Origin of the sequence: Ferrimonas sediminicola, from assembly GCF_005116715.1 — a bacterium.
In the GTDB taxonomy this organism is placed as follows: domain Bacteria; phylum Pseudomonadota; class Gammaproteobacteria; order Enterobacterales; family Shewanellaceae; genus Ferrimonas; species Ferrimonas sediminicola.
The window spans coordinates 26,540-53,373 of the sequence record NZ_SWCI01000013.1 but is presented as its reverse complement, the minus strand read 5'-3'; the positions used below and the strand labels follow the sequence as shown (position 1 = coordinate 53,373).

28 protein-coding genes and 2 pseudogenes are annotated in these 26,834 nt (G+C 63.7%); 8 read left to right on the top strand and 22 right to left on the bottom strand.

Annotated features, from left to right (window positions below; genetic code table 11):
* Window positions 1–5: 5 nt before the first annotated feature.
* Window positions 6–1,055: a polysaccharide deacetylase family protein gene (locus tag FCL40_RS15550; protein ID WP_136854215.1), complete on the top strand. Its 1,050-nt coding sequence runs from the start codon at window positions 6–8 to the stop codon at window positions 1,053–1,055.
* Here the strand turns inward: FCL40_RS15550 and FCL40_RS18795 are convergent.
* From FCL40_RS18795 to FCL40_RS15515, 7 genes and pseudogenes are all read right to left on the bottom strand, one after another.
* The gene (locus FCL40_RS18795; RefSeq protein ID WP_267873515.1) at window positions 1,045–1,563 is read right to left on the bottom strand and encodes an alpha/beta fold hydrolase; all 519 of its coding nucleotides are present in this window, start codon (window positions 1,561–1,563) and stop codon (window positions 1,045–1,047) included. The two genes, FCL40_RS15550 and FCL40_RS18795, sit on opposite strands and share 11 nt — an antisense overlap.
* Before the next feature lie 49 nt (window positions 1,564–1,612).
* Window positions 1,613–1,813: pseudogene (locus FCL40_RS18920) on the bottom strand (serine aminopeptidase domain-containing protein); the annotation flags it as partial.
* 332 nt (window positions 1,814–2,145) lie between these two features.
* The gene (locus tag FCL40_RS15535; protein ID WP_229360352.1) at window positions 2,146–2,769 is read right to left on the bottom strand and encodes an SCO family protein; all 624 of its coding nucleotides are present in this window, start codon (window positions 2,767–2,769) and stop codon (window positions 2,146–2,148) included.
* Window positions 2,766–3,671, bottom strand: a complete 906-nt coding sequence (gene cyoE, locus FCL40_RS15530) for a heme o synthase (protein WP_136854212.1) — start codon at window positions 3,669–3,671, stop codon at window positions 2,766–2,768. Before cyoE ends, FCL40_RS15535 begins: the two co-directional genes overlap by 4 nt.
* Window positions 3,665–4,651, bottom strand: coding sequence for a COX15/CtaA family protein (locus FCL40_RS15525; RefSeq protein ID WP_136854211.1), 987 nt, complete (start codon window positions 4,649–4,651; stop codon window positions 3,665–3,667). The genes cyoE and FCL40_RS15525 overlap by 7 nt, the downstream gene beginning before the upstream one ends.
* 8 nt (window positions 4,652–4,659) lie before the next feature.
* Window positions 4,660–5,193 (bottom strand): hypothetical protein, encoded by a 534-nt coding sequence (locus tag FCL40_RS15520; protein WP_136854210.1) that lies wholly within the window; start codon window positions 5,191–5,193, stop codon window positions 4,660–4,662.
* A gap of 66 nt (window positions 5,194–5,259) precedes the next feature.
* Window positions 5,260–5,973: an SURF1 family protein gene (locus FCL40_RS15515; protein WP_136854209.1), complete on the bottom strand. Its 714-nt coding sequence runs from the start codon at window positions 5,971–5,973 to the stop codon at window positions 5,260–5,262.
* A 34-nt stretch (window positions 5,974–6,007) separates the two neighbouring features.
* Between FCL40_RS15515 and FCL40_RS15510 the strand changes: the two genes are divergently transcribed.
* Window positions 6,008–6,223, top strand: coding sequence for a DUF2909 domain-containing protein (locus tag FCL40_RS15510; RefSeq protein ID WP_136854208.1), 216 nt, complete (start codon window positions 6,008–6,010; stop codon window positions 6,221–6,223).
* 2 nt (window positions 6,224–6,225) lie between these two features.
* Here FCL40_RS15510 and FCL40_RS15505 read toward each other — a convergent pair whose 3' ends face one another.
* The 6 genes and pseudogenes from FCL40_RS15505 to lexA form a co-directional block, all read right to left on the bottom strand.
* The gene (locus FCL40_RS15505) at window positions 6,226–7,098 is read right to left on the bottom strand and encodes a cytochrome c oxidase subunit 3 (protein ID WP_136854207.1); all 873 of its coding nucleotides are present in this window, start codon (window positions 7,096–7,098) and stop codon (window positions 6,226–6,228) included.
* Between the two features lie 4 nt (window positions 7,099–7,102).
* Window positions 7,103–7,654: a cytochrome c oxidase assembly protein gene (locus tag FCL40_RS15500; RefSeq protein ID WP_169307155.1), complete on the bottom strand. Its 552-nt coding sequence runs from the start codon at window positions 7,652–7,654 to the stop codon at window positions 7,103–7,105.
* Window positions 7,651–9,264 carry a cytochrome c oxidase subunit I gene (gene ctaD / locus FCL40_RS15495; RefSeq protein ID WP_136854205.1) on the bottom strand — a complete coding sequence of 538 codons (1,614 nt, stop codon included), beginning with the start codon at window positions 9,262–9,264 and terminating at the stop codon, window positions 7,651–7,653. Before ctaD ends, FCL40_RS15500 begins: the two co-directional genes overlap by 4 nt.
* A 31-nt stretch (window positions 9,265–9,295) precedes the next feature.
* Window positions 9,296–10,363 (bottom strand): annotated as a pseudogene (coxB, locus tag FCL40_RS15490) (cytochrome c oxidase subunit II); the annotation flags it as partial.
* 423 nt (window positions 10,364–10,786) lie between these two features.
* Window positions 10,787–11,236 carry a SulA-like leucine-rich domain-containing protein gene (locus FCL40_RS15485; RefSeq protein WP_136854204.1) on the bottom strand — a complete coding sequence of 150 codons (450 nt, stop codon included), beginning with the start codon at window positions 11,234–11,236 and terminating at the stop codon, window positions 10,787–10,789.
* A complete protein-coding gene (gene lexA, locus FCL40_RS15480; RefSeq protein WP_136854203.1) occupies window positions 11,236–11,856 on the bottom strand; it encodes a transcriptional repressor LexA in 621 nt (206 codons plus the stop codon). Before lexA ends, FCL40_RS15485 begins: the two co-directional genes overlap by 1 nt.
* Before the next feature lie 214 nt (window positions 11,857–12,070).
* On the opposite strand from lexA, the gene plsB reads away from it, so the two are divergent.
* The 5 genes from plsB (at window position 12,071) to FCL40_RS15455 (ending at window position 17,350) form a co-directional block, all read left to right on the top strand.
* Window positions 12,071–14,455, top strand: a complete 2,385-nt coding sequence (gene plsB, locus FCL40_RS15475) for a glycerol-3-phosphate 1-O-acyltransferase PlsB (RefSeq protein WP_136854250.1) — start codon at window positions 12,071–12,073, stop codon at window positions 14,453–14,455.
* A 55-nt stretch (window positions 14,456–14,510) separates the two neighbouring features.
* The gene (locus tag FCL40_RS15470; protein ID WP_136854202.1) at window positions 14,511–15,743 is read left to right on the top strand and encodes an aromatic amino acid transporter; all 1,233 of its coding nucleotides are present in this window, start codon (window positions 14,511–14,513) and stop codon (window positions 15,741–15,743) included.
* 2 nt (window positions 15,744–15,745) lie between these two features.
* A complete protein-coding gene (locus FCL40_RS15465; protein WP_136854201.1) occupies window positions 15,746–16,465 on the top strand; it encodes a tRNA-uridine aminocarboxypropyltransferase in 720 nt (239 codons plus the stop codon).
* Window positions 16,466–16,546: 81 nt separating this feature from the next.
* A complete protein-coding gene (locus tag FCL40_RS15460) occupies window positions 16,547–16,873 on the top strand; it encodes a hypothetical protein (RefSeq protein ID WP_136854200.1) in 327 nt (108 codons plus the stop codon).
* Window positions 16,874–16,924: 51 nt separating this feature from the next.
* Window positions 16,925–17,350 (top strand): DUF2057 family protein, encoded by a 426-nt coding sequence (locus FCL40_RS15455; RefSeq protein ID WP_169307154.1) that lies wholly within the window; start codon window positions 16,925–16,927, stop codon window positions 17,348–17,350.
* A 227-nt stretch (window positions 17,351–17,577) separates the two neighbouring features.
* Here the strand turns inward: FCL40_RS15455 and FCL40_RS15450 are convergent, their stop codons facing one another.
* The 7 genes from FCL40_RS15450 to FCL40_RS15420 form a co-directional block, all read right to left on the bottom strand.
* Complete coding sequence (locus FCL40_RS15450) at window positions 17,578–17,967, bottom strand: MerR family transcriptional regulator (protein ID WP_136854198.1); 390 nt, start codon at window positions 17,965–17,967, stop codon at window positions 17,578–17,580.
* Window positions 17,964–21,104, bottom strand: a complete 3,141-nt coding sequence (locus FCL40_RS15445) for an efflux RND transporter permease subunit (RefSeq protein ID WP_136854197.1) — start codon at window positions 21,102–21,104, stop codon at window positions 17,964–17,966. The genes FCL40_RS15450 and FCL40_RS15445 overlap by 4 nt, the downstream gene beginning before the upstream one ends.
* A gap of 8 nt (window positions 21,105–21,112) precedes the next feature.
* Entirely contained in the window at window positions 21,113–22,651 is a 1,539-nt protein-coding gene (locus FCL40_RS15440; protein ID WP_136854196.1) for an efflux RND transporter periplasmic adaptor subunit, read from the bottom strand.
* Between the two features lie 134 nt (window positions 22,652–22,785).
* Window positions 22,786–23,145 (bottom strand): hypothetical protein, encoded by a 360-nt coding sequence (locus FCL40_RS15435; protein WP_136854195.1) that lies wholly within the window; start codon window positions 23,143–23,145, stop codon window positions 22,786–22,788.
* A gap of 117 nt (window positions 23,146–23,262) precedes the next feature.
* Window positions 23,263–23,880 carry a heavy metal-binding domain-containing protein gene (locus FCL40_RS15430; protein WP_229360351.1) on the bottom strand — a complete coding sequence of 206 codons (618 nt, stop codon included), beginning with the start codon at window positions 23,878–23,880 and terminating at the stop codon, window positions 23,263–23,265.
* Between the two features lie 55 nt (window positions 23,881–23,935).
* On the bottom strand, window positions 23,936–24,289 hold the full coding sequence (locus FCL40_RS15425) for a hypothetical protein (protein WP_136854194.1): 354 nt from the start codon (window positions 24,287–24,289) through the stop codon (window positions 23,936–23,938).
* A 101-nt stretch (window positions 24,290–24,390) separates the two neighbouring features.
* Window positions 24,391–24,954 carry a chorismate--pyruvate lyase family protein gene (locus tag FCL40_RS15420; protein ID WP_136854193.1) on the bottom strand — a complete coding sequence of 188 codons (564 nt, stop codon included), beginning with the start codon at window positions 24,952–24,954 and terminating at the stop codon, window positions 24,391–24,393.
* 121 nt (window positions 24,955–25,075) lie between these two features.
* Between FCL40_RS15420 and FCL40_RS15415 the strand changes: the two genes are divergently transcribed.
* Entirely contained in the window at window positions 25,076–25,498 is a 423-nt protein-coding gene (locus FCL40_RS15415) for a flagellar basal body-associated protein FliL (protein ID WP_136854192.1), read from the top strand.
* Window positions 25,499–25,548: 50 nt separating this feature from the next.
* Here the strand turns inward: FCL40_RS15415 and glpG are convergent, their stop codons facing one another.
* Together glpG and glpE are read right to left on the bottom strand one after the other, a co-directional pair.
* The gene (gene glpG, locus FCL40_RS15410) at window positions 25,549–26,379 is read right to left on the bottom strand and encodes a rhomboid family intramembrane serine protease GlpG (RefSeq protein ID WP_136854191.1); all 831 of its coding nucleotides are present in this window, start codon (window positions 26,377–26,379) and stop codon (window positions 25,549–25,551) included.
* Window positions 26,376–26,696, bottom strand: coding sequence for a thiosulfate sulfurtransferase GlpE (gene glpE, locus FCL40_RS15405; RefSeq protein WP_169307153.1), 321 nt, complete (start codon window positions 26,694–26,696; stop codon window positions 26,376–26,378). Before glpE ends, glpG begins: the two co-directional genes overlap by 4 nt.
* Between the last annotated feature and the right edge of the window lie 138 nt (window positions 26,697–26,834).

The window sequence follows — 26,834 nt, the reverse complement described above, 5'->3', positions numbered from 1 at the left end:
CTGTTATGAATCGATTTGCAACACTGGCGGCCCTACTGACCCTGTTTTGGGTGAAGGGAGCGGCCGCGACGGTGATCCTCCAGTACCACCATGTTAGCGAGGATACCCCCGCCAGCACCAGCGTCACTCCCGCCCAGTTCCGGGAGCAGATGACCTATCTGGCCGACAACGGCTTCACCGTGGTGCCCCTGCAGGCGGTGATCGACGCCATGGGCAAAGGGGAGGCGCTGCCCCCCAAGAGCGTGGCCATCACCTTCGACGACGGCTACCAGAACGTGGCGGACAACGCCCATCCGGTGCTGAAGGCCCATGGCTTTCCCTATACCCTGTTCGTGGCCATCGAGCCCATCGAGCGCAACTACGCCCGGATGATGAACTGGGATACCCTGCGGCGGCTGTCGGCGGAGGGGGCGGTGATCGCCAACCACAGCTGGGGCCACGAACACCTGATACGCCGTCTGGAGGGGGAGGACGAGGCCCGCTGGCTGGACAGGATTCAGGCCAACCTGGAGCGCACCGAGGCCGCCATCGAGAAGGAACTGGGCTACAGCGTGCGCCAGCTGGCCTATCCCTATGGCGAGTTCAACGATGCCTTGAGGGCGCGGCTGCAGCGGATGGGCTATGTGGGCATCGGCCAGCACTCCGGGGCCGCCGGCCCCTACTCCAGCCTGACCGCAATCCCCCGCTTCCCGGTGGCCGGCCCCTACGCCGACATGGAGGCCCTCAAGGTCAAGCTGCACAGCCTGAATATGCCGGTGGTGGCCCTGGAGGGGGAGGAATCGGAGCTGAGAAACCGTCCCCGCCCTACCCTCACCGTGACCCTGGAGGGGGAGGACCTGCGCCGGAAAACGATGATGTGTTACATCCAGGGCCAGGGTGCCAAGGCTCCGACCTGGGTGGATGAGCACCGCTTCACCATCCAGGCGGATCTGCCCCTTCCGGCAGGCCGCTCCCGCTACAACTGCACCGCCCCCAGCCGCAGCAGCGGCGGCTACTACTGGTTCTCCCAGCCCTGGGTGCAACCCAGGGCCGACGGCAGTTGGCCTAAGGAGTAGCGCGGTCCGTTTCGACTTGCAACTGAGGCGGCATGAACTTCGGCAACTGCCGCCTCATCCACTCACTGACAATCCTGTGCTTGCCGGGATCCATCGTCCACATCTGCATATGACCCTGGCCACCGAGGTTGGCGACCTGAACCCGGTCGCCCTGCAAGGTCCTTAACCGCTCATAGGGTGAAAAGGGATCGCTGTCCGAGGCCAGCACCAGTGTCGGCAGGGGGCTGTGACTGAGCAACTCCCGAAGATCCAGCTGCTTTTCATCTAGATTTACCCTTTCCAGGGCCGCGGCGATCCCCCGCTTCAGTTCACCGCGGGGAAGCAGCCTCATCCATCCCGAGGCGTAGCTGTGCTGGTAGGCCAACACGGCGGTTTCCAGATCCACCATGGGCGCCTGCAGGATCAGCCCTGCCACGTCCTCCCGCTCCCAGGCCAGGTGCATCGCCGCCATCGCGCCCATGGAGTTCCCAACCAGAAACAGCGGTTGCCGCGGATGCTGCCGATCCAACCACCAGAAACAGCGGTTGCCGCGGATGCTGCCGATCCAACCAGAGGCTCAACAGTCCGGCATCGCCCACCCCGAAGCTGAAGGGGCCATCGCTCTGGCCGTGGCCCCCCAGATCGGGGATCAGCACCTCGAACCCCATCATCACCCAGTAAGCGGCCAGCAGCGCCATAGACTCCTTGTTCATTCTGTATCCATGGAGGAGCACCACGGTTCCCCAGGCCGGCAGGCCGCCATCCCGGCTGAGAGTCATCTGGGTAAACCGGCCGCCAACGTCCACCGTCCAGGTAAACTTAATTCCGGAACCCCAACGGAAACCGTCTTTCTTTTTCAGGTAGCTCAGACATCTATCCCGGATGCAGAACTGGTGGGGGGCCAGCCGTAACTCAGTCACAAACTGACTTTCCGGTGTGCCGGGACGACGGGCAGGAGGCTCCACGATCTTGTCGGCGATCAGGGAGGCACAGCCGCCCAGGGTGAGGAGGACCCAAAGGGGCAAAAGAGGTAAAAGCCGCACGACGATACATCCTTGTATCCGATTGAGGTGACGTCCAGCAGAGCAAAACCACGGAGATAATGAAAGATTTAGCCGCTAAAGGCGGCGATCTTGGGGAGATCATCGATAATATGCCGCATCGACACCAGCCTCAACTCGCCCACGCCACCCTGGGGACGGAACAGCGCCTCCAATTCCCCCCTGGGGTTGATCAGGGCGATGTCAGCACTGTGATCCACCGAGTAGCCGTCGGCACCGTCGCTCTCCGCCATGGCGTACACCAGGCCCAGACTGCGGCTCAGGGCATAGAGCTGATCATGGGTGCCGGTGACGGCGCGAAACTCCGAATTGAAGTAGGTCACGTACTGATGCAGCCGCTCGGTGGAGTCCCGCCGGGGATCCACCGATAGCAGCACCACCTGCAGCGGCAGTGACCTGGCCAGCTGCGGATAGGCCGAGGCCAGGCGGGCCAGGGTGCCGGGGCAGACATCGGGGCAGGAGGTGTACCCCATAAACAGCAGAGTCCACTGCCCCTGCAGGCTGACGTTATTGAAGGCGCGGCCGCGGTCATCGGTCAGTTCGAAGAGGGCCAGGGGCCGGGACTCGGGTAACCACAGCGCCGCCACCTGAGGCGGCTTGTGGTGCCACAGGGCCATCAGCGCGCCCGCCGCCAGGGCCACCAGTGCCAGGGCCAGAGTCAGGGCACGGTTCACAGCCAGATCCCCAGGTAGTGATCGGCCAGGATCAGTAGGAACAGCGCCAGCAGTTGCCAGATGGAGAGCAGGAACAGCTTGATGGCGGAATCCGGCCTGGGGGCAAACTTCAGCTGCCAGGCGCGGACCAGGAACCACAGACTCAAGCCGGTGGATCCCACCAGGTAGAGGGCGCCGCTCATCCCCACCAGCACCGGCAGCATGCAGGCGATCACCAGCAGGAAGCTGTAGAGCAGGATGGAGGTCTTGGTGTACGCCACTCCGTGGGTCACCGGCAGCATCGGGATCGCCGCCTTGGCGTACTCGTCGCGCCGGTGGATCGCCAGGGCCCAGAAATGGGGCGGGGTCCAGGTGAAGATGATGATCACCAGCAACCAGCCATGACCGTGCAGATCGCCGGTGACGCTGGTCCAGCCGAGCAGCGGCGGCATGGCCCCGGCCAGGCCGCCGATGACGATGTTCTGCGGCGTCGCCCGCTTCAGGAAGCCGGTGTAGATCAGCGCATACCCCACCAGGCTGGCCAGGGTCAGCCAGGCGGTGAGGGGATTGATGAAGCCGTAGAGCAGGAAGAACCCCAGGCTACCCAGGGCCAGGGCAAACACCCCCCCCTGGAGGGGTGACACCCGTCCGGTGGCCACCGGACGATGGTGAGTACGGGCCATCTTCAGATCGATCTGCCGATCCAGCAGGTGATTCACCGCCGCCGCCGCGCCCGCCATCAAGCCGATGCCCGCCAAACCCAGGATCAGCACCCGGGGAACGATCATCCCGGGCGACGCCAGCGCCATCCCAACCAGGGCGGTCACCAGCATCAGCAACACCACCTTGGGCTTGGTCATCTCCAGCAGATCCCGCCAGGCCAGCCGCTGGCCGCCCTTACTCCATCCAATCGCCTTCAACATGGCACCTCCTCCCCCGCGGGGTCCGGGCTGGGGACCCGGGCCCGCAGCAGATAGTTGGCAGACACCAGCAGCACCGCCAGCAGGGCGGCGCCACCGTTGTGGGCCACGGCCACGGCCAGGGGCAGTTGCAGCACCACGTTGGCCACGCCCAGCCCGACCTGCAGCAGGGTCATCAGGGCGATGGCCTGGCCCAGGCGGCGCCAGGCGCGCCTCATCATTAGCCGCCAGGCCAGGTAGAGCAGCAACGCCGCGGTCACCAGCGCCCACAGCCTGTGGGTCACATGGATGGTCATCCGCGCCCCATAGTCCAGGATGCCGAACTCATAACTGGGTGCGTCTGGCTGTATCAGGCTGAAAGCCTTGGCAAAGTTGAGGCTATGCCACCAGTCGCCCTCGCAGATGGGCAGGCTGGTACACACCACGGCGGCGTAGTTGGCCGAAGTCCATCCCCCCAGGACGATCTGGCCGATCAGGGCAATCAGCGCCAGGGTGGCCGGCAGCACCAGGCCGGGCTCCGCGGCCGGCGGCTCGGCCCGGCGCCTCAGCCACAGCAGGATCAGCAGGCAGAACAGCGTCAGGCCCCCGAGCAGGTGGCCCATGACCACCACAGGCATCAGGTTCAGGGTAACGGTCCACATCCCCAGGGCGCCCTGACACAGCACCAGGGCCACCAGGGCCAGGCCGTGTCCCCGCTGCGGGGTGCGCCAGCTCAGGGCGGCGATCACCAGGATCAGCATGCCCAACAGGGAGGCGATGTAACGGTGTCCCATCTCGGCCCACGCCTTGACCAGCTCCAGCGGGCGATCCGGATAGCGGCTCAGGGCCAGATCGGCATTGGCCTCGGCCGCGGTCGGGGTCAGGAAGCCATAACAACCCGGCCAGTCCGGGCAACCCAGTCCGGCGTCGGTCAACCGGGTAAAGGCCCCCACCAGAATCACGGTAAACGCCAGCAGGGCGGTAGCCAGTATCAGTCGGTTCATCACACCTCCTAACCAATGTGGGACAGCTTGAGCAGCTTGCGCAAATCCGTCAGCAGCGCCCTGCCTTGGGCAATCTGCTGCGCCTGATCGGCCGTGGCTGCATACCCCATGACCCACTGGCCCAGGGGGTCGACGATCACCAAGGGGTAACGCTCAAGCAGGTCGATCGCCTCCTGACCGGCCACCGCGGTGGCAAACCCCCGTCCCGACAGCAGCCGGGTGGCGTCGCTCTGCTCACCCTGCAGCAGCAGCACCGGCACCACCCGGGGGCGTTCCCGTCCCAGGGCCAGGTGGATCTGTTGCAGGGCGGTCAGGCGATCCTCACAGCGGGCACCGCAGGCCTCGGGAACCAGGGTCAGCAACTGCCAGTGGCGTTCGGCGGGGTTGGCCTGGGCCAGGGTTTGGTAATCCAGACGCTCCAGCAGGACCCCGTGATTGGTGCTGCCGCCCCGGTACCAGCCCTGGTTGAGCACCAGGTAGGCGGCCGCCACCGGCAGCAGAAACACGAGACACAGAATGACCAGCGGTAATCGGGAGTTCATCGGGGCTCCTCTCTGTTGGGATCTCCACCCGTTACCGCTGGCTGGAGAAAGGTGATAGAGATCACACTACTTGGGTTCATGGGCGGTTGCAACCGGGCCTCGCCAGATCAGCGCCGCCACCACCGCCCAGGCCAGGGCCAGCCCGAACCACTGCAGGGCGTAGCCGCGATGGCGCTCCGGCGACAGGGTCACCGGCCGCCAGTGGCGCTCAAACCCCAGTTCGGCCGGCTGCTGCACAAACAGCAGCCAGGGCTGCAACGGCCGCCCCAGCCAGGCGGACAACTGGGGGAAATTCACCGCCTGAATGCGGGTGACCGGGCCGGGCTCCGGCCGCAGTTGGTTGGCCAGGGGATTGTGACCGGGGCGATAGAGCCGGCCGCTGAGGCGGGCCTGGGAGGGGACCGCGGGCAGGACCGGCAGCTCTGCCCTGTTCTCGGGGGCGGCCACGAACCCCAGATCCAGCAGCAGCCAGGGCTGATCCTCGGTCACCTCCACTGGCAGCAGCCACTGATAGCCCACCCTGCCCGACTGGATACGGTTGTCCAGCAGCAGGCTGTGCTCCGGCCTGAGGCGGCCCACCAGGCTCAGGTGTCGGCCACCCAGGGCCTCGTCGCCGGTCACCTGGTCCCATCTCAGGGCGATACGGCCGTTGTCCACCATCCGGCTCAACAGCTCCCGCTTCTCCTCTGCCCGCTGCAACTGCCACCAGCCCAGCTTGACCAGTGCACAAAATGTCAGCAAAGTGATCAGGAAAAAAAGGACCTTCTTTACCATCTGCATCCGTCATCCAGGGCGGTTGCCACGGGGCTCAGCCATGCAACTCGCCATCAAACTGCTTATTGTCGTCCTGCTGCTGTTCATCATCCTCAACCTGGGCCGGGCCCTGGTGATGATGCTCAGGAGCAAGGACGCCCCCCTATCCATGAGCCACTTCCTGGGTCGGCGGGTGGCCCTCTCCGCCTTCGTGCTGGTTCTGCTGATCCTGGCGATGATGGGGGGCTGGATCGAGCCCAACCCCCGCCCCTACTAGGCTCAGAGAATGTAGACAAACACGAACAGCAGCAGCCACACCACGTCCACGAAGTGCCAGTACCAGCTGCTCGCCTGGAAGCCGAAATGGCGCTCCGGGGTGAAGTGGCCCTTCACCACCCTGAAGAACATCACCAGCAGCATGATGGTCCCCAGGGTCACGTGCAGCCCGTGGAATCCCGTCAGCAGGAAGAAGGTGTTGCCGTACACCCCGGAGCTCAAAGTCAGGTTCATCTCCCGGTAGGCGTGCAGATACTCCTCGCCCTGCAGCGTCAGGAACGCCAGCCCCAGCAGGATGGTGCCCCCCAGCCACAGGGTCAGTGCCTGGCGTCGGTTGTGCTCCAGGGCCACATGGGCAAAGTGCAAAGTGATGGAGGAGGTGAGCAGAATCAGAGTGTTGTACAGGGGCAACCCCTGCCAGCCCATCCCCTGGGTGGTGTCACCCGCCGGGGTGGTCACCAGGGGCCACACCGCCTCGAAGCCGGGCCAGAGCACCTCGTTGGTCATGGCGTTGTTGCCTTCGCCCGCCAGCCAGGGGACGGCCACCATGCGCGCGTAGAACAGCGCCCCGAAGAAGGCACCGAAGAACATCACTTCGGAGAAGATGAACCAGGACATCCCCTGGCGGAAGGAGCGATCCATCTGCCTGGAATAGAGCCCCGCCATCGACTCGTTGATGACACTTCGGAACCAGCCCACCACCATCACCAGGATGACGGCAATGCCCGACAGCAACACATAACCGAAGATGCCGGTGTCACCGGACCTCAGGCCCCCGACATAGTTGCCGGCCCCCAGGGCGATGAGGAACAGTCCCACGGCGCCGACGATGGGCCAGGGGCTCTGCTCGGGGACATAGTACTTTTCATGTTTCATCGGATTACACTCCTTTGCCACGCTCTTGCACCTTGTCGGTTACGTTGTAGAGCGTGTATGACAGGGTCAGGGTCTGAATCTCCTCCGGCAGCGACGGATCCAGATAGAACACCAGGGGCATCTTGGCCTGCTCCCCTCCCGTCAGGGGCTGATGGTTAAAACAGAAACACTCGATCTTGGAGAAGTAGAGCGCCCCCTGCCCCGGACTGACCGAGGGGATCGCCTGACCGATGATCTCCTTGCCAGACAGATTGCGAGCCAGAAATGCCACCCGCTTGGTCTCACCGGGATGAAGCTGAATGCGGTTGATCTCCGGCTCAAACTCCCAGGGCATGGCGCTGTGCACCGAGGTGACAAACTCTACGGTCACCAGGCGTTCACGATTGACCGGCGACACCTGCGCCGTGGCCGGACCGCCGGTTTTGCCATTGAGGCCGGTCACCTCACAGAACACGTCATAGAGCGGCACCAGGGCAAAACCGAAGCCGAACATCCCCAGGGTGACCAGCAGCAGCCGGGTGACCAGGACCCGGTTGGCGCGCCGGGCACTCATCATTTCACCTCGGGAGGCGTGTCGAAGGTGTGCAGCGGCGCCGGCGACGCCACGCTCCACTCCAGCCCCTCGGCACCATCCCAGGGCTTGGCCGGGGCCTTGTCGCCGCCGCGAATGCACTTGATCACCAGGGCCAGGAAGATCAGCTGTGACAGGCCGAAGGCAAAGCCGCCGATGGAGACGATCTTATTGATGTCGGCAAACTGCAGGGCGTAATCGGGGATGCGCCTGGGCATGCCCGCCAGCCCGAGGAAGTGCATGGGGAAAAACAGGATGTTCACCGAGATGATGGAGCACCAGAAGTGCCACCTGGCCAGGGTTTCGCTGTACATATGGCCGGTCCACTTGGGCAGCCAGTAGTAGGCGGCCGCCATGATGGAGAACACCGCCCCACTGACCAGCACGTAGTGGAAGTGGGCCACCACAAAGTAGGTGTCGTGATACTGGAAGTCCACCGGGGTAATCGCCAGCATCAGTCCCGACAGGCCGCCGATGGTGAACAGCACGATAAACGCCAGGGCGAACATCATCGGCGCCTCGAAGCTGATGGCCCCTCGCCACAGGGTGGCCACCCAGTTGAACACCTTCACCCCGGTGGGCACCGAGATCAGCATGGTGCAGTACATGAAGAACAGCTCCGCCGCCACCGGCATCCCGGTGGTGAACATGTGATGAGCCCAGACAATGAAAGAGAGCAGGGCGATGGAGGCGGTGGCGTACACCATGGAGGCATAACCGAACAGCCTCTTGCGACTGAAGGCGGGCACGATGGCGGAGATGATGCCAAAAGCCGGCAGGATCATGATGTACACCTCGGGGTGACCGAAAAACCAGAAGATGTGCTGGAACATCACCGGATCACCGCCCCCGGCGGCATCGAAGAAGCTGGTGCCGAAATACTTGTCGGTCAGCACCATGGTGACCGCCCCCGCCAGAACCGGCATCACCGCAATCAGCAGGAAGGCGGTGATCAGCCAGGTCCAGACAAACAGTGGCATCTTCATATAGGTCATCCCCGGCGCCCGCAGGTTGACGATGGTGACGATCACATTGATCGCCCCCATGATGGAGCTGATCCCCATGATGTGGACCGAGAACACGAACAGGGCGGTGGAATCGCCACTGAAGGTGGTGGAGAGGGGAGCGTAAAAGGTCCAGCCGAAGGCGGGGCCGCCCCCGTCCATGAACAGGCTGCCCAGCAGCATGCTGAAGGCAAACGGCAGGATCCAGAAACTCCAGTTGTTCAACCGGGGCAGCGCCATGTCCGGGGCGCCGATCATCATCGGGATCATCCAGTTGGCCAGTCCGGTAAAGGCGGGCATCACCGCCCCGAACACCATCACCAGGCCGTGTACCGTGGTCATCTGGTTGAAGAAGTTGGGCTCGACCAGTTGCAGTCCGGGCTGGAACAGCTCGGCGCGGATCACCATGGCCATGGCCCCTCCCACCAGGAACATGGTGAAGCTGAACCACAGGTAGAGGGTGCCGATCTCCTTGTGATTGGTGGTGAGCAGCCAGCGCTTCCATCCTCGCCTGGTGACGTGCTGGTGCTCATGATCCGGGGTGTCGATGCGGCCGACATCGGCCTGATTGTCTCGCGTCGCTATAGTCATTGGCCTGCTCTCACTCTCCCTTGGAGGCAGCCACATCCGCCGCCTGTATCACGTCGCCTACGTTGTTGCCCCAGGCGTTTCTCTCATAGGTCACCACCGCCGCCAGCTCCTTGTTGGTTAGCTGGGCGGCGAACGCCTGCATGGCGGTCCCGGGACTGCCGTGCACCACGATGCCGATGTGCGCCTTGGGATCACCCAGGGCGACGGGGCTGCCCTTCAGCGCCGGGAACACCCCCTCGAGGCCGTTGCCGTTAGGCATATGGCAGGCGGCGCAACGGGAGAGGTAGACCTGCTCCCCCAGGGCCATGGACTCCTCCAGGGTCAAGGTCTGGGTCAGGGCGGCGGTCTCGTCCTGGGCGGCGACGGCGGCCGCGGCCTGCTGCTCCGCCAGCCAGATGTCGAACTCCGCCTCCGGCAGCACCTCCACCACCACCGGCATGAAGCCGTGGTCCTTGCCACACAGCTCGGCACACTGACCGCGGTAGACGCCGGGTTTGTCCACCTTGGTCCAGGCCTCGTTGATGAAGCCGGGGTTGGCGTCCTTCTTAACCGCGAAAGCGGGCACCCACCAGGAGTGGATGACGTCGTCCGAGGTCATCAGGAAGCGCACCTTGCGATTGGCGGGGATCACCAGGGGCTTGTCCACCTCGAGCAGGTAGTTCTCCCCCTTGGCCTCGGCGTTTTGAATCTGATTCTGAGGGGTGGACAGCAGGCTGTAAAACTCAACGCCCTGGTCGAAATACCTGTAGTGCCACTTCCACTGAGAACCGGTCACCTGGATGGTCAGCTCAGAGGCACTGGGATCCTCCATGGCCACCAGGGTCTTGGTGGCGGGCACCGCCATCACGATGAGAATGACAAAGGGGATCACCGTCCACAGCACCTCAACCCTGGTGCTTTCGTGGAAGTTGGCGGGCACGGCCCCCTTGGACTTGCGGTGGCGAATCAGCGAATAGAGCATCATGCCAAACACCACCGCCGCGATGGCGCAACAGATATAGAAGATGGTCATATGCAGGCCGTAGACCCGCTCACTGATGGCGGTCACCCCGGGTGTCAGGTTAAGATCTGCATCCGTGGCCAGCGCCAGGGTTGGCATCAGAACGCCGATGGCCAACAAAAAGTAACGTCTCACAACAACTGCTCCTCTGTGTATTGCAACCTGCAATATCCAGAAGAGAGCCAGCACAGTAATTCACAGCCCTATGAAGCTCCCCTCCCCTCAATAGGTTGGGCACACTGCGGAAACCGCTGATTCCGGAGTTACTCCTGCCGCACACGACTCTGCGATCGTGTCATTTCCTAACCTAATGAGATAAACCCATTTGATCAAGATCAAGAATAGCACTCAATGGAGGAGGGAAAGGGGAAGGCAGGGGAAAAAACTCATATTTTCCGAATGGCAATATATAAGCCTAAATTAATGATAAATTACGCTAATTTTGGAAACAAACGAACGAATCAGATTCAAAAGCCGGGATTGGGGCTGATTACTGCCTAAAGCCCCCCCTTTTTCCGGTAATCAGTGGATCCAGTTGCTGACCAGGGCGGGTGCGACGGTCAGGCCCCGGGGCTGGAACAGGTAGCCGGAACACTCGGCCCGGCGGCTGGCCATCTCCAGACGCCGCCAGTCCCGGGCGGCCAGGGTGGGCAACCAGGCCAGCACCGCCGAGCAGGTGCGGCCACACAGGGCCTGCTCCACCGCCCACTGGCCCTCCACCTCATCCTGACAGCGCACCAGCAGGATGCGATCCATGGCGACGCCGGCCTCCTGCAGTATCCGTTTCCAGCCGAACGCCGGTGGATTCACCAGCACCAACCAACGCTCCTTCTGACTCAGCTGCGCCAGTTCGGGGGCGAGGCGGGTCAGGGTGTCGATGCCGTCCTCCAGCCTGGTCAGGCTGGCAGCGTGATTCCAGCTCCCCTGCCACAGGCCGGGGTGGCGGTACTGTGTGACATGCCTGCTCTTCATCAGTGCAATCCTCCGTTGCGAATGACCCCCACCGCCAGACCTTCGATGCACATGTACTCCTGCTCCAGATCGACCACGATGGGCTGATACTCTCGGTTTTCCGCGTGCAGGTAGACGACGTTCCCCTTACGTTCGAACCGTTTTACCGTCACGTCCTCGCCCACCCGGGCCACCACCACCTGACCGTTGCGCGCCTCCTTCTGGCTGTGTACCGCCAGCAGGTCGCCATCCATGATGCCGATCTCCACCATGGAATCGCCGCGCACCCTCAGCAGGAAGTCGGCGCTGGGGTGGAACAGGGCGGGATCCATCTGGCAGTGCTGTTCGATGTGCTGCTGGGCGAGAATCGGCTCACCGGCGGCCACCTGGCCGATCAGTGGCAGCCCCAGCTGCTCGGGCTCGGGACCGTTGTCCAGCAGGCGGATCCCCCGGGAGGTGCCGGGCACAATCTCGATCACCTGCTTGCGGGCCAGGGCCTTGAGATGCTCCTCGGCGGCATTGGCGCTGCGGAACCCGAGGCGCTTGGCGATCTCGGCCCGGGTGGGGGGCATACCGGTCTCCTGCATGTGACTGCGGATAAGCTCCAGCACCTGGCTCTGTCTCGGGGTCAACGGCTTCATAACTCTACCTGTTTATCTATACAGTACCACTGTGAGTATATACAGGTAGGCGATAAATTCAACAGTTATTTGCGTTGAACCCGGCCGTGACAGCCGACGATCTCAATGAAGTTGTAGCTTCACTGCCGCCGGGCCGCCTTTCGGTGTAGAATCTACGTCAATTGAAGAACAAGAAGTGAACTGAACGGTGACTCAAGACTACCTTTCTCCCTGGATGCAGGGTGCCCGCTGGCTGCAGAAGCCAGCGGTGACCAGCCGTCTGGTGCCGGAAGATCCCACCTCCGAGCTGGATATCGATCCCACGCGGCCCCTGGTATACGTGATGGCCCACGAATCCCACTCCGATCTGCTGGCGCTGCACGAAGCCTGCCTGAACTGCGGACTGCCCAGCCCACTGGAGCCCCTGGAGGTCAAAGGGGAGAAGGTCAGCCGGGTGGTGTGGCTCAGCGGCGCGACGCCGCTGTTCGGCAAGCGCAAGAGGGCGGACTTCATGGCCCGCTTCGAGAAGCTGCTCGGCCTGCACCGTACCCACGATGATCTGGACGCCCAGGTGGTTCCGGTGTCCCTGTTCTGGGGACGGAATCCCGGCAAGGAGGAGAGCGTTTCCGCCACCCTGCTCAACCGGGATCACCCCACCTGGCTGCGCAAGTTCTTTATCCTGATGATGCTGGGACGGGACAACTTCATCCGCTTCTCCCGCCCGGTGTCCCTGCGCTACATGGCCGACCACCACGGCACCGACGAGGGGATCGCCCAGAAGCTGGCCCGGGTCGCCCGGGTACACTTCGGCCGACAGCGCACCGTGGCCACCGGTCCGCGCCTGCCCGACCGCCAGGCGCTGTTTGCCAGCCTGCTCGCCTCCCAGGGGCTGCAGCAGGCGATCGCCGACGAAGCCAAAAGCAAGGGGATCAGCGAGGAGAAGGCCCGGGAGCGGGCCACCGAGTACCTGGAGGAGATCGCCGCCGACTACTCCAGCAACCTGATCCGCATCGGTGAACGGATCCTCTCCTGGCTGTGGAACAAGATCTACAACGGCATCAACGTCCGCGGCGCCGAGCAGGTGCGTCAGCTGTCCCAGGACGGCCACGAAATCGTGTTTGTCCCCTGCCACCGCAGCCACATGGACTACCTGCTGCTCTCTTACATCATCTACCAGCAGGGGATGGTCCCGCCGCACATCGCCGCCGGGGTCAACCTCAACTTTTGGCCCGCCGGCCCGATCTTTCGCCAGGGCGGCGCCTTCTTCATCCGTCGCTCCTTCAAGGGCAACAAGCTGTATGCCGACGTATTCCGCGAGTACCTGCACCAGCTGTTCGCCCGGGGCTACTCCATCGAATACTTCTGCGAAGGCGGCCGCTCCCGTACCGGCCGGCTGCTGCCCCCCAAGACCGGGATGATCGCCATGACCATCCAGACGGTACTGCGCGGCATCGAGCGCCCGGTCACCCTGGTGCCCATCTACCTGGGCTACGACCATGTGATGGAGGTGTCCACCTATCACAAGGAGCTCAAGGGCAAGAAGAAGGAGAAGGAGGGGATCGGCCAGGTCCTGTCCGCCCTCAAGAAGCTGCGCAACTACGGCGAGGGCTACGTCAACTTCGGCCAGCCGGTCACCGTCCACCAGTTCCTCAATGACAAGGTGCCCAACTGGCGTGAAGACACCCAGGAGGATCCGTATCAGAAGCAACCCTGGCTCACCCCGGTGGTGAATGAGCTGGCCAACCAGCTGATGTGCAACATCAACGACGCGGCCGCCGTCAGTTCGGTCACCCTGACCGCCACCACCCTGCTGGCCACCCAGCAACACGCCATGCCCAGGGCCGCCCTGGAGCAGCAGCTGGACTTCTACCTGAAGCTGCTGCAGGCGGTGCCCTACACCCCCTACACCACCCTGACCGAGGGGGATGGCAAGAAGGTGTTGCAGACGGTGCTGGATCTGGAGAAGTTCCAACTGAGCCAGGATGACCTGGGTGAGATCGTCAGCATCGCCGACAACCAGGCGGTGACCATGACCTACTACCGCAACAACATCCTGCACCTGATGATCCTGCCCAGCCTGCTGGCCTCCCTGGCGCTGAGATGCACCAAGCCCAGCCGTCAGGGCCTGATCGACGATGCCCGTCAGCTCTACCCGCTGCTGCAGGCCGAGCTGTTCATGGGGCTGGACGGGGAACTGGAGGAGTATCTGCAGGCGTTGATCAACGAGCTGATCAACCACGGCCACCTGGCCGAGGCGGAGAACGGCCAGCTGACCCTCGTCGAGAGCCACCGCAACAGCCTGATGCAACTGGCGGCCATCAGCCAGGAGACCCTACAGCGCTACGCCATCCTGCTGGCCCGACTCCAGGCCGAACCCGGCATCGAACGCGGCGCCCTGGAGAAGGAGGCGACCAAGCTGGCCGAACGCCTGTGCAAGCTGCATGGCACCAGCGCCCCGGAGTTCTTCGACAAGAAGGTGTTCAATACCCTGACCCTGAGACTCAAGGAGATGGGCTGCATCGGCGACGATCCCGACACCGACCTGATCAAGAGCCTGGCCCAGCTGGTGCTGAAGCAGCTGCCGGTGAGCATGCGCGCCTCCATCAGCCAGGCAGGCTAAAGGCGCCACCCTTCCACAAGGGCCCTGCTGGGCCCTTTTTGACTCTGGATACCCGATGAAACAACCCACCTCCCCCGGCCTCCTTGGCGGGGCCATGATCATCGCCGCCACCACAGTGGGAGCCGGCATGTTCTCCCTGCCGGTGACCGGCGCCGGCATGTGGTACGGCTACAGCCTGATGATGCTGGCCTTTGCCTGGCTGTGCATGCTGCTTTCCGGCCTGTTCGTGCTGGAAACCAACCTCCACTTTCCCGTAGGCGCCAGCTTCGACTCCATGGTAGGAGACACCCTGGGCCGTTCCTGGCGGGTGGCCAACGGGATCTCCATCGCCTTCGTGCTCTACATCCTCACCTACGCCTACATCAGTGGCGGCAGCTCCATCGTCAGCCACGGCGCCTCCGCCACCCTGGGGCTGGCGCTGTCCGCCAAACCGGCCGCGCTCTGCTTCGCCGGGGTGCTGGCGGCCATCGTCTGGCTGGGCGCGGGCGCGGTGGATCGCCTCAGCACCGTCATGATCGGCGCCATGCTGCTCACCTTCGCCGCCTCCACCCTGGATCTCGCTCCCGGCATCGAGGCGACCAACCTGTGGCCGGAGGCGGCCGAGGGCCAGGAGTACGCCATCTTCGGCCTGGCGGCCCTGCCCTTCATGCTGGCCTCCTTCGGCTACCACGGCAACGTGCCCAGCCTGGTGAAATACTATGGCAAGCAGCCCAGGCGCATCGCCACCGCCCTGCTGGCGGGAACCGGCCTGGCGTTCACCATCTACCTGCTGTGGCTGACCCTCACCTTCGGCAACCTCAGCCAGCAGCAGATGCTGCCGGTGATCCAGGCGGGAGGCAACATGGGGGATCTGGTGGCGGCGCTAGAGCACAGTGACGGCGGCAACCTGGGCGCCATGCTGTCGCTGTTTGCCAACCTGGCGGTGGCCAGCTCCTTCCTCGGGGTCACCCTGGGGCTGTTTGACTTCATCGCCGACCTATTTGGCTTCGACAACTCGGCGGCCGGCCGCAGCAAGAGCGCCGCCATCACCTTCCTGCCGCCGCTGCTGCTGGCGCTGGCCTGGCCCCACGGCTTCATCTACGCCATCGGCTTCGCCGGCCTGGCCGCCACCCTGTGGGCCGCCATCGTACCGGCACTGATGGCCCGCGAAGTGCGCCGCCGTCACCGGGACGGCTACCGGGCACCGGGCGGCCGGGGCGCCATCGTGCTGGTGATCGGCTTCGGCCTGACGGTGGCCCTGTGCGAGATCGCCAGTAAACTGCAACTGCTGCCGGTATTCGGACAGTGATCATGGACAACGCGGTGCTCACCCTGCGGGCCAGGCTGGTGGCCCAGTCCAGCAAACCCTACCAATCGCGGGGGGCCACCGTGGCGCGCTGTCCGCGCTGCCAGATTGCCCAGAGCCACTGCGCCTGCCGCTACCGTCTGCCACAGCGGGTCGCACCAGCGTTCTGCCTGATCATGCACCGCAAGGAGCCGATGAAACCGACCAATACCGGTCGCCTCATCGCCGAGATCCTGCCGGACACCGCCGCCTTCGTCTGGGACCGCACCGAGCCGGATCCGCAGATGCTGGCCTACCTGGCCGATCCGCGCTGGCAACCCTACCTGGTGTTTCCCGACGCCTACGTGGACGACCAGCCGGTGGTGGAAGCCCCGCTGCCCTGCCCACAAGGCAAGCGGCCGCTGTTTGTGCTGCTGGACGCCACCTGGGCCCAGGCGCGTAAGATCTACTTCAAGAGCCCCTACCTCAAGCGGATGCCGGTACTCAGCATCAACCCGGAGCGGCTGAGCAACTACAAGCTGCGGGAAGCGGTTCACCATCACCAGCTGGCCACTGCCGAGGTAGCGGCCATGGTGCTGGAGCTGGCGGGCGAGCCCGACGCCGCCGAGGTGATGGACGCCTTCTTCCAGGTGTTCTCCCGCCGCTACTACGCCGGCAAACACCAGCTGCCGGTGCCCAGCGACGGGGAGGCGTTTGACCGCCTGGCCGCCTGCCGGCACAAGTAAACAGGATCGGCCGTCCCGGCAGACGATTCCTCGTCCGCCGCCCCTTGACCCTCCCGCGGCGGGAGGCTTTACCCTGGCACCATGTTTAGGAATGCTTCCCGAAAGAACCGGCTGTGGCTCACCATGCTGTTGACGCTGCTGACCCTCAGCCTGGTTCAGCCCGCCCGAGCCCTGCCTGCTCACCGGATGCCTGCCGGTGAGCCACTGGCCTGCACCACGGTGATGCATCACACCGACGCATCGCCCTGTGATCAGTGCCAGTCGGGGTGCGTGCTGGTGGCGGCGGCGGTCCTGCTGCCTGTCGGGATCTCGCCGCTACCCTGTTCGGGAAGCATTCCGCCCCCCTTTCAACTGCCGGCGGAGTATCCCACACCGCCGCTGAGGAGGCTGCGCCCCCCCATCTCCTGAGATTCGTAACATCACCGATCACATTGACGAATCTTTATGGAGAAACACCTTATGAAAGCCCTGATTTCAGCCACTCTGCTCAGCCTGCTGTCTGCCCTGGCGAACGCCGCCACCCTGGAGCTGCCCTCCTCAATGTGGGTCAACCGGGTCAACGGCGAAGCGGTGCCCAGCTACCGCAGCACCCTGTCCCTGGAGAACGGACTGCAGATTCTGGAACTGCGCTACGCCGAACTGCTGAAGCCCAACGCGGAAGATCATGAATTTGTCAGCTCAGAGCCCCTCTACCTGAGCTTCAGAGCCAGCGAGGACCAGGTCTACAGACTCAAGCTGCCGGATCTGCGCAGCGATGCCGAAGTACGCCAGTTTGCCCGCCAGCCTACCATCAGCCTGCGCAGCGACACCGGCGCCGTGGAGCATACCCTGCTGACCCAGAGCCAGCTGATGGCCGTGCTGGCCAGAAGCAGCCTCACTTTCTGACCAACCTTGGCGGCTTCGGCCGCCTTTTTTCTCCCTGCCCATAACGACGCCATCCCGCCGGAATATCAATCCTACTCCTGGCGCGGTATGCCACTGGATGATGCCGGTGATTTCCGTCCCTTCTCCGGCGCCCGCCTCATCAGATCACCGCCGGCCACGTCACCGTCAGGGGCGGTCCATAAAAAAGGCCGGCCCCGAAGGGTCGGCCTCGTCATCCTAGGGCGTCATCACCCCTTGCCATTAAGAGAATCGAGGATGCTGCAGTGGGCACTGGTACCGCCCCGACACTCGCCCACCAGTTCCGACAGGCGCCGCTCCAGCGACTGCAGTTGAGCCAGCTTTTCACGCACCAGCCCCAGTTGCTCAGACGCCATCGCCCTCACCTCGCCGGCGGTTCTCTGCTCACTGGCATTGAGGGCCAGCAGGGCGGCACACTGCTCCAGGGAGAACCCCAGCGCCTTGCTCCTGGCCACAAACTGCAGCTGGCTCAGTTGGGTGGCCCCATAGGCCCGATAGCCGTTGTCACCCCGGGGGGCGGCCACCAGGCCGATGTCGTGGTAGTAACGGAGGGTCTTGACACTGAGCCCGGTCTCCCGGGCGACCTGACCTATCTTCATGCCTCCTCCCCTTTAAACTCCCTCCTGTAGATCAGCAGGTAGAGGGCGGGAATCACAAACAGCGACAGCAGCGGCGCAGTCACCATCCCCCCCACCATGGGGGCGGCGATCTTCTGCATCACGTCGTTGCCGGAACCGGCTCCCCACATGATCGGCAGCAGGCCGAAAAAGATGGTGGCCACGGTCATCGCCTTGGGCCGGATGCGCATCACCGCCCCCTCCATCAGGGCATCGCGCAGATCCGTCTCCGAGTCGAAGCTCCCGGCCCGGCGCTTGGCCTTGATGGCATTGTTCAGATAGACCTGCATCACCACGCCAAACTCCGCCGCCACCCCGGCCAGGGCGATCATTCCCACCGCCACCGCAACCGACAGGTTGTACTCCAGCAGGTAGAGCAGCCAGGCGGATCCCACCAGGGCAAAGGGCAGGCTGAGCATGATGATCCCCGCCTGCAGGGTGGAACCGAAGGTGAGCATCAGCAGCAGGAAGATCACCGCCAACGTCATGGGAATCACCTGGACCATCTTGGCCTCCACCCGCTGCATATACTCATACTGGCCGGCGAAGCTGACGCTGTATCGGGGCGGCAGCTTCAACTGGCCATCCAGGGCCTGACGGGCCTGATCGATGTACTCGCCGATGGAGATCCCCTTGATGTCCACGAACACCCAGGAGATGAGACGGCCATTCTCACTCTTGAGCATGGGGGCGCCGTCACTGATACTGATATCGGCCACGTTGGACAGGGGGATGTAGTGGCCGCTGGCGGTGACCACCGGCAGAGCCTTGAGCTTGTTGATGTCGTCCCGCAGCGCCCTGGGGTAGCGCAGGTTGATGGGGTAGCGTTCCGCCCCCTGCACCGATTCGCCGATCTGCATGCCGCCGATGGCCAGCCGCACCACATTCTGCACGTCGTCCAGGCTGAGGCCGTAGCGGGCCGCCACCTCCAGCTTGGGCTCAATGTCGATGTAGCGGCCGCCCCCCACCCGTTCGGCGAAGGCGGAGACAGTGCCGGTCAGCGGCGTGAGGATCGCCTCGATCTGCCCGCCGATGCGCTGCAGCTCATCGACATCGGCGCCGGAGATCTTGATGCCGATGGGGGTCTTGATGCCGGTGGATAGCATGTCGATGCGAGTCTTGATCGGCTGCACCCAGGCATTGGTGACGCCGGGCACCTTGACGGTGCGTTGCAGCTCGTCGATGATCCCTTCCAGGGTCATCCCCGGTCGCCAGCTCTCCCTGGGATTGAGCATGATGGTGGTCTCCAGCATGGTCAAGGGGGCAGGATCCGTGGCAGTCTCCGCCCGGCCCACCTTGCCGAACACCCGTTTGACCTCGGGAATGGTCTTGATCAGCCGGTCGGTCTGCTGCAACAGCTCCGCCGCCTTACCGGCGCTCACCCCGGGCAGGGTGGTGGGCATGTAGAGCAGGTCCCCCTCCTCCAGCTCCGGCATAAACTCCGATCCCAGGCGGCTGGTGGGATACCAGGCACTCACCAGGGCGGCAACGGCCAGCACCAGGGTGATCTTGGGGAAGCGCAATACCAGCCCCAGTGAGGGCCGGTAGAGGGCGATCAGCAGCCGGCTGATGGGGTTCTTGCGTTCGTCGGGGATGCGGCCACGGATGAAATAGCCCATCAACACCGGGATCAGGGTGATCGCCAGCAGCGCCGAGGCCGCCATGGCGAAGGTCTTGGTGTAGGCCAGGGGGTGGAACAGCCTCCCCTCCTGGGCCTCCAGCACAAACACCGGCATGAAGCTCAGGGTGATGATCAGCAGACTGAAGAACAGCGCTGGGCCCACCTCCACCGAGGCCTCCTTCATCAGCTCCCAACGCTCCCGCTCAAGGGGTTCACGCCCCTTGTCGGCACGGAAATGTTCCAGGTGCTTGTGGGCGTTCTCTACCATGACGATGGCGGCGTCCACCACCGCCCCGATGGCGATGGCGATCCCCCCCAGACTCATGATGTTGGCGTTGACCCCCATCCGGCCCATGATGATGAAGCTGACCAGGATGGAGAGTGGCAGGGTGATCACCGCCACCAGGGTAGAGCGGGCGTGAAGCAGAAACAGCAGGCACACCAGGCCCACCACCGCCATCTCCTCGATCACCTTGTGCTTGAGGTTGTCCACCGAGTTGAGGATCAGCTGGGAGCGGTCGTAGGTGGTCACCACCTCCACCCCCTCCGGCAGCCCTGCCTTCAGGGTGGCCAGCTTGGCCTTGACCGCATCGATGGTGGCCAGGGCGTTCTCACCGTAGCGCATGACGATGATCCCCCCCACCACTTCACCCTCGCCATCGAGCTCGGCCATGCCGCGGCGAGCGGCGGGCCCCAGGCGCAGGGTGGCCACATCCTTGAGCAGCACCGGATTGCCGGCCTCTGAGACCACCCCCAGGGGGATCTCGGCGAAATCCGCCAGGCTCTGGCGGTAGCCCTTGGAGCGGATCATGTACTCCGCTTCCGCCATCTCCACCACAGAGCCGCCCACTTCGGCGTTGGCCCGGTCGATGGCCATCTTCACCCGGCCAATGTCCAGCCTGTAGAGAGCCAGCTTGTGGGGATCCACCACCACCTGGTAGCTCTGCTCCATGCCGCCGATGGTGGCCACCTCGGACACCCCGGCCACGCTCTGCAGCTCCAGCTTCAGGTACCAGTCCTGCAGGCTGCGCAGCTGGGCCAGGTCATGCCGGCCGCTGCGATCCACCAGGGCATACTCAAACACCCAGCCCACCCCGGAGGCGTCGGGCCCAAGCTCGGGCCGGGCGGCGGCAGGCAGCTGCCCCTGCACCTGGGACAGATACTCCAGGACCCGGGAACGGGCCCAGTAGATGTCGGTGCCATCCTCGAAGATCACGTAGACATAGGAGTCGCCGAAAAAGGAGTAACCCCGCACCGTCTTGGCACCGGGCACCGCCAGCATCGCCGAGGAGAGCGGGTAGGTCACCTGCTCCTCCACCAGTTGCGGCGCCTGCCCCGGGTAGGGGGTCTTGACGATCACCTGCACGTCAGACAGATCCGGCAGGGCGTCCAGGGGGGTGGTACGCAGCGCCTGCCAGCCCACCAGGGCGATCACCGCCATCACCACCAGCACCATCACTCGCTGACGGATGGAGGCCTCAATGATTTTTTCCAGCATGATGCCTCCTAGTGACTGTGGCCGCTGTGGGCACTGCCACTGCTCATCCGCATCAGACTGCCCTTGAGGCTGGCCTCGGAGTCCAGCAGGAACTGGCCGGAGACCACCACCCGCTCGCCAGGCTCAAGCCCGGAGAGGACCTCCGCCTTGCCCTGGGCGATCATCCCCAGGGTGACCTCCTTGACCACAAATTCGGTGTCGGCGCGCTGCACCACCACCCGGTTACTGCGACCGGTCTGGATCAGCGCCTCGGTGGGCACCAGGGTCAGGCCCCGCTTGGCGGTGCCGTACAGCTCCACATCCACCAGGGAGCCGGGGCGCAGCTTGCCTTCGGGATTGGCCAGGCTGACCCGAACCTGCATCGCCCGGGTTACCGGATCCAGCTCGGGGTAGATGTAGTCGATCTGCCCCTCCAGCTCGAACAACCCCAGGGCCGAGGCGGTCACCGCCGCATCCTGGCCCTCGTTGAACCAGCCCTGCTGGTTCTCGAACACCTCAGCGATCACCCAGACATTGTCCAGGTTCACCAGCTTCATCACCTCGGTGGCGGGCTGAATGTACATGCCGTCACGAACATTGAGCTGGCTGATGTAGCCATCCTGCTGGGCGTAGAAGGGCACCCGGTAGAGACTCTTGCCGCTGCGCTCCAGTTGCTGGATCAGGCGGCTATCCATCCCCAGCAACTCCAGGCGCAGCCTGGCCTTGCGCATCAGTTCGGGACCGCGGATGGTGTCGCTCTTGAGGCTGTCCAGCGCCAGCAGGTAGTCGTCCTGGGCATTGATCAATTCGGGACTGTACAGCTCAAACAGCAGGTCTCCCTGTTTAACCTGGTCCCCCACCGAGGCCACCCCCAGCTTCTCGATCCAGCCGGAAACCCGGGCATGGATGTGACTCAGGGCATCCTGGTCGTACTCGACGGTGCCGATGGTATCGATGTAGCGCCACAGGGTGCCCTGCTGCACGCTCTCCACCCGCATCCCCAGGGCCTGTTGCATCCCTCCGGGGACGCCGACCACCACCTCTTCGGTGCTGGTGCCCAGCTCCACCTTCTCCAGGTCCATGCCGCAGATGGGGCAGGTACCGGGCTCATCGGAGACGATATGGGGGTGCATGGGGCAGACATATTTCACCCCACCCGAGCCGGGCTGCAGCGGGTTGGGTTTGACCGCCGGTGACGACAAGGGCTGCGTCCCCGCCTCGGCGCCATGGTTGTGGCCCTCCTGAGAGGCGACCTCCTCCTCATCCTCCTCGGGGGCCAGGTACATGTTGCAGATGGGGCAGCGATCGCCGATGGCGCCGGTCTGCTCCGGGTGCATCGGGCAGGCGTAGGTGGCATCCACCGGGGTCAGGAACATCTTGCACTTGGGGCAGCGGTCCCCTTGCTGGCCAGTCTGGTCCAGGTGCATGGGGCAGGCGTAGGGCTGAGCCTGCTCCGGGTGGGCGTGGGCAGGCTCGCTGGGCTGCTGGGCATGGGTTGGCAGGGCCAACATCGGCAGGGCCAGCATCAGGGCCAGCAGCCAACGGGCAGGGCAGTTGTCACCAAACATCTTGGCTTCTCCTCAATTCCGACGCTATTTCTGCGATAGGCCGGAAACCTCTTCATAGTCGCTCGGCCCGATTCACGGACCAAGTAGGGTACCGGTCAGGGCACCCTGAGTGTCAAAGTCGTCTCTATGAAGGATCAGGCGATGGGAGGTCGCTCATCGAACTCCAGGCAGACGGAGTCGAAGCTGGTGAGGTAGGCGAGGGGTTCGCCATGTCGCGGCGCATGACCGAACTGCAGCGGAGTCACCGGGGAGGAGCTGTAGTGAGCGCAATCCTGGCACTGGCTGCAGCCGCCGTCACAATCCATGGTCATGGTCCCGGTCATGGCTCCGCCGTCACAACAGCACGACGCCTCGTCGGCTTGTGCCGAATCGGCCATCTGGCTGTGGCAGTCCATGGTGGCCATGGCCTGACCCGACGCTCCCATGGGCATCATCGGCATGCGCGCCACCGCGCCCTGGCTTATCAGCGCCAGTGCCAGTAACAGCATGCTCAATACTCTGCTCAAGGGGGTCATTGTCGGTTCAAGTCTCTTAGCCAGTGGCCACCATTATGAACGAAATCCCAATCAAAAGTTCACACTTTTTTCAGGGCCCAATCACGGACCCCGTCATCAGTGGTGGCTGTGACCCTTGCCCGCCTGGGCGATGGGCTCCAGCGCCATGCCACACTTGGGGCAGTGGTCACCCTTGAACCCACGGATATTGGGGTTCATCGGACAGGCATGGGTGTAGGCCTGACGATCGGCCTTGGCCACGGGCTCCAGATCCATGCCGCACTTGGGGCAGCTGTCCCCTTCGAAACCGACGATCTTGGGGTTCATCGGGCAGGCATGGGTGTAGTGGGCACCCTTGGCACTCATCTTGGGACAGTTGGCACAGTCGTGCTTGTGCTTGGCGTGCTTGTCCTTGTTGGGGCAGTTGGCCTTGGCGCAGTCATGGCCCTTGGCATGCATCCCCTTGTTGGGGCAGTTGGCCTTGGCGCAGTCGTGCTTGGCGTGCTGTTGGTGATGGTGACCTTGGGCCGCCATCGGCGCCAGCTTCATGCCGCACTTGGGACACTCATCCCCGGCCACGCCCTGTACCTTGGGGTGCATGGGGCAGGCGTGGGTGGCTTGTGCCATCGCCTCGGCGTGGGCGCCGTGGCCTTCGGCTTTCGCCTGAACCTGGGCAGAGAAGGGGGTGGCGATCAGGGCGGCCATCAGGGCCACCGCGGCGAAAAACTTGTTCATGCTGTACTCCAGTATCTAATCGAAAATGTGATGGATCATCGGTTCGGGTTTGGAGTCAGCCGATGGGAGGGCGCAGCGCCCGTTCGGGAGGACGAGAGTCCACATGCATCAAGGGGGGAGCCACGGGTGGCGAATGACGAGTCACCGCCAGTGCCACCTGTGAGGCCACCAGGCTGGTAGGAGAAATGAGGATCTGACAGTTGCCGCACTCCCCCTCACAGTAGTGTTTCGAGCCATGACAGGGGGTCGGATGGCAGTCGGCTTCCGCCTGCATGGTCATCAACTGATGATCATGATGGTGCTTCTCCAGAACTGGCGGCGATACCATCAGATGGATGCGCGCAACCGCCCCCTGGCACACCAGGGTCAGCAACAACATCATCAGCAACGGTACAGAGCAGCGAGACACCGGCACCCCCATATATTAGATATTGTTTATATTATGCCCGATAGGAGCGGATGAGAATGAGTGCGGGTTCACATTTAGTGAACCGAAAAAGTAATTGTTAATCAGGCAGAGAGCAGTAGGGTCTGATACGCTGGCGGCAAAAACACCTCGGATACCCGCAGGCTTTGCCCCTCCAGTTCAAACTCCCTCTGTCGCCCCCACAGGCCGTCAGCCACAGGGTACCCCAGCTTCTTCGCCTGAAGGGAGGCGCTACTGCGACCACCATAGCGGCACACCTGCAGCGGTCCCCGCACCAGGCTGCCGGAGGCAAACAGGCGCTCCCCCAGGGGTTGGTTGCCCAGGTTGGGGAAATCGATGGTCGAACTGGCCAGGGTGCTACCGGGTACCTCGGTGATGGCGTACACCCAGGGGACGCCATCCAGTTTCAGCAACACCACCCGCTGCCAGAGGGACTGGCCCAGATCCCAGCCCGGGCCGGGTTGCAGCGCCGGCCCCACCCCCTCCTGCAGCGGCTCCACCTCGAACCGGCGGCACAGGGCTTTCAACTTGAGTGTCAGGGACCCCTTGTCCTGCAGCCAGGGCAGCAGTTTGCCGGGCGGCAGGGTCAGATCGATGACCGGATGCACGTCCGCCTGGTTCAGCGCTTCTAGGGTGGTTGCCGTCATGACGACTCCTTTTCTGTGGCCTTGCACATAGTATCAAAACTAGATTTGGAGCCAAGGGATACTCTGTATTAGAGTTGGAGCGCGAACCACCGGCACACCTGTAATGGAGACCCTAGGGACAATGCGTATAGCCAACTACCTGCTGGTCATGCTTCTGGCCCTGACACCCTGGGCCATGGCCGAAGAGGGCACAGAACAGGGGGCACAGAGTGCGATCACCGACCGCTACGGCTACTACGGCCTTGAACCGGAGATCGTCACCAATTATGTCACCGATACCAGCCGCCTGGGCTATATCCGGGTCAGCATCGAATTGATGCTCGAGGACGCCAACAACATCGCCATCGTCGAACACCATGCGCCTCTGATCCGCAGCACCATCATTGAGATCCTGGGTGAGCAGGAAAAGGAGAAGATCCAGTCTCTGACCGGCCGGGAGGAGATCCGCCGCTACTGTTTCGAGACGGTCAACCAGCTGCTGGAGCAGGAGGTGGGACAGCCTCTGCTGGTCAACCTGTTGTTTACCAAGTTTCTCTACCAGTAAACAGATCAACAGAGGGGGCCTGGCCCCCTCTCTACCAACGCCTCAGGCGATCACCGCCGATGGCGGCCACCGTCCACCACCGCCTGCGCCAGCCCCACCAGCAGCCCCCCCAGGTGGGCCCAGTTGGCCATGTTCATAAAGCCGGCAAACCCCAGCACCAGCCAGATCATCAGGAAGCTCATGTAGGCGTCCGGCAAGACAATGCCCCTCTGGGGCGCCATCCGTCCCATCAGCCAGCAATAGCCGACCAGGGCATAGACCACCCCGGACAGGCCACCGAACGCCGGTCCCACCATGGCAAACTGCACCAGGTTGGGCACGGCCGCCCCGGCCAGCAGCAGCACCAGCAGTTTGCCGCTGCCCAGGCGCTTCTCCACCTGGCCACCCAGGTACCACCACCACAGCAGGTTGAAGGCGATGTGCATCGGGTCGAAGTGCAGCAACACCGGTGAGAACAGCCGCCACCCCTGATCCAGGGAGAAGGCCTCCCAGCTTTCGAAAAAGTGCAGGGCATAAAACAGCGGCTGCTGGATCTTCATCGCCCAGGGGATGAAGACCGCGATGCAGGCCGCCATCACCACCAGGGTCAGCGGCCCGGCCCGGTTCAGCACCGTCGTCATCATCTGCGACATCGGCTTGCCGTAGCTGAGACTATTGCTGGTGCTGCCGTTGTTCCAGGAGGCTTCGTGGTACCTGGGGTGGTGGGGATCCGCCAGGAAGCGCTCGAACTCCGACTGGGCCCTGGGCTGGTCTGTTTCCGCGACCCAGATCTCCACCCCATGATCGTGACGGCTCAACCGCGCCTTGACCCCCAGCCCCGCCAGATAATCCACGAAGGCCTGGGCAGCCCTGGCGTTGTCCAATACCCCCAGGGCGATCATCCCGCCTCCACCTCGGCACCGGACTGCACCCAGCCCTCCATGCCGCCAATCAGGCTGTAGACCCGCTCAAATCCCTGTTCCGCCAGGTACTGGGCCGCACTCTGGCTGCTGATGCCGTGGTAGCACACCACCACCAGGGGATCGTCGAACTCCCCCTCCATCATGAACTGGGCCAGGTTGCCCTGATGCAGACGCAGGGCACCGGGGATGCGGCCACGGATAAAGGATTCGGGGTCGCGGATGTCCACCACCTGCACCTCCCCCTGCCGCTGCAGTTGGGTCAGGACGGTCTGATCGATATTCTGGTAACTGGCCACGCACTCCTCCTCAGGGCCTTGCCGGAACTTCAGTGTATCGAAATCCACGGCGAATAAAAAAGGACCGGTGAGAACCGGCCCTCTTGCTTGGGCATGTGGGCGCAAAGACATTAAGCAAAGATCGACACGCCCGAATCA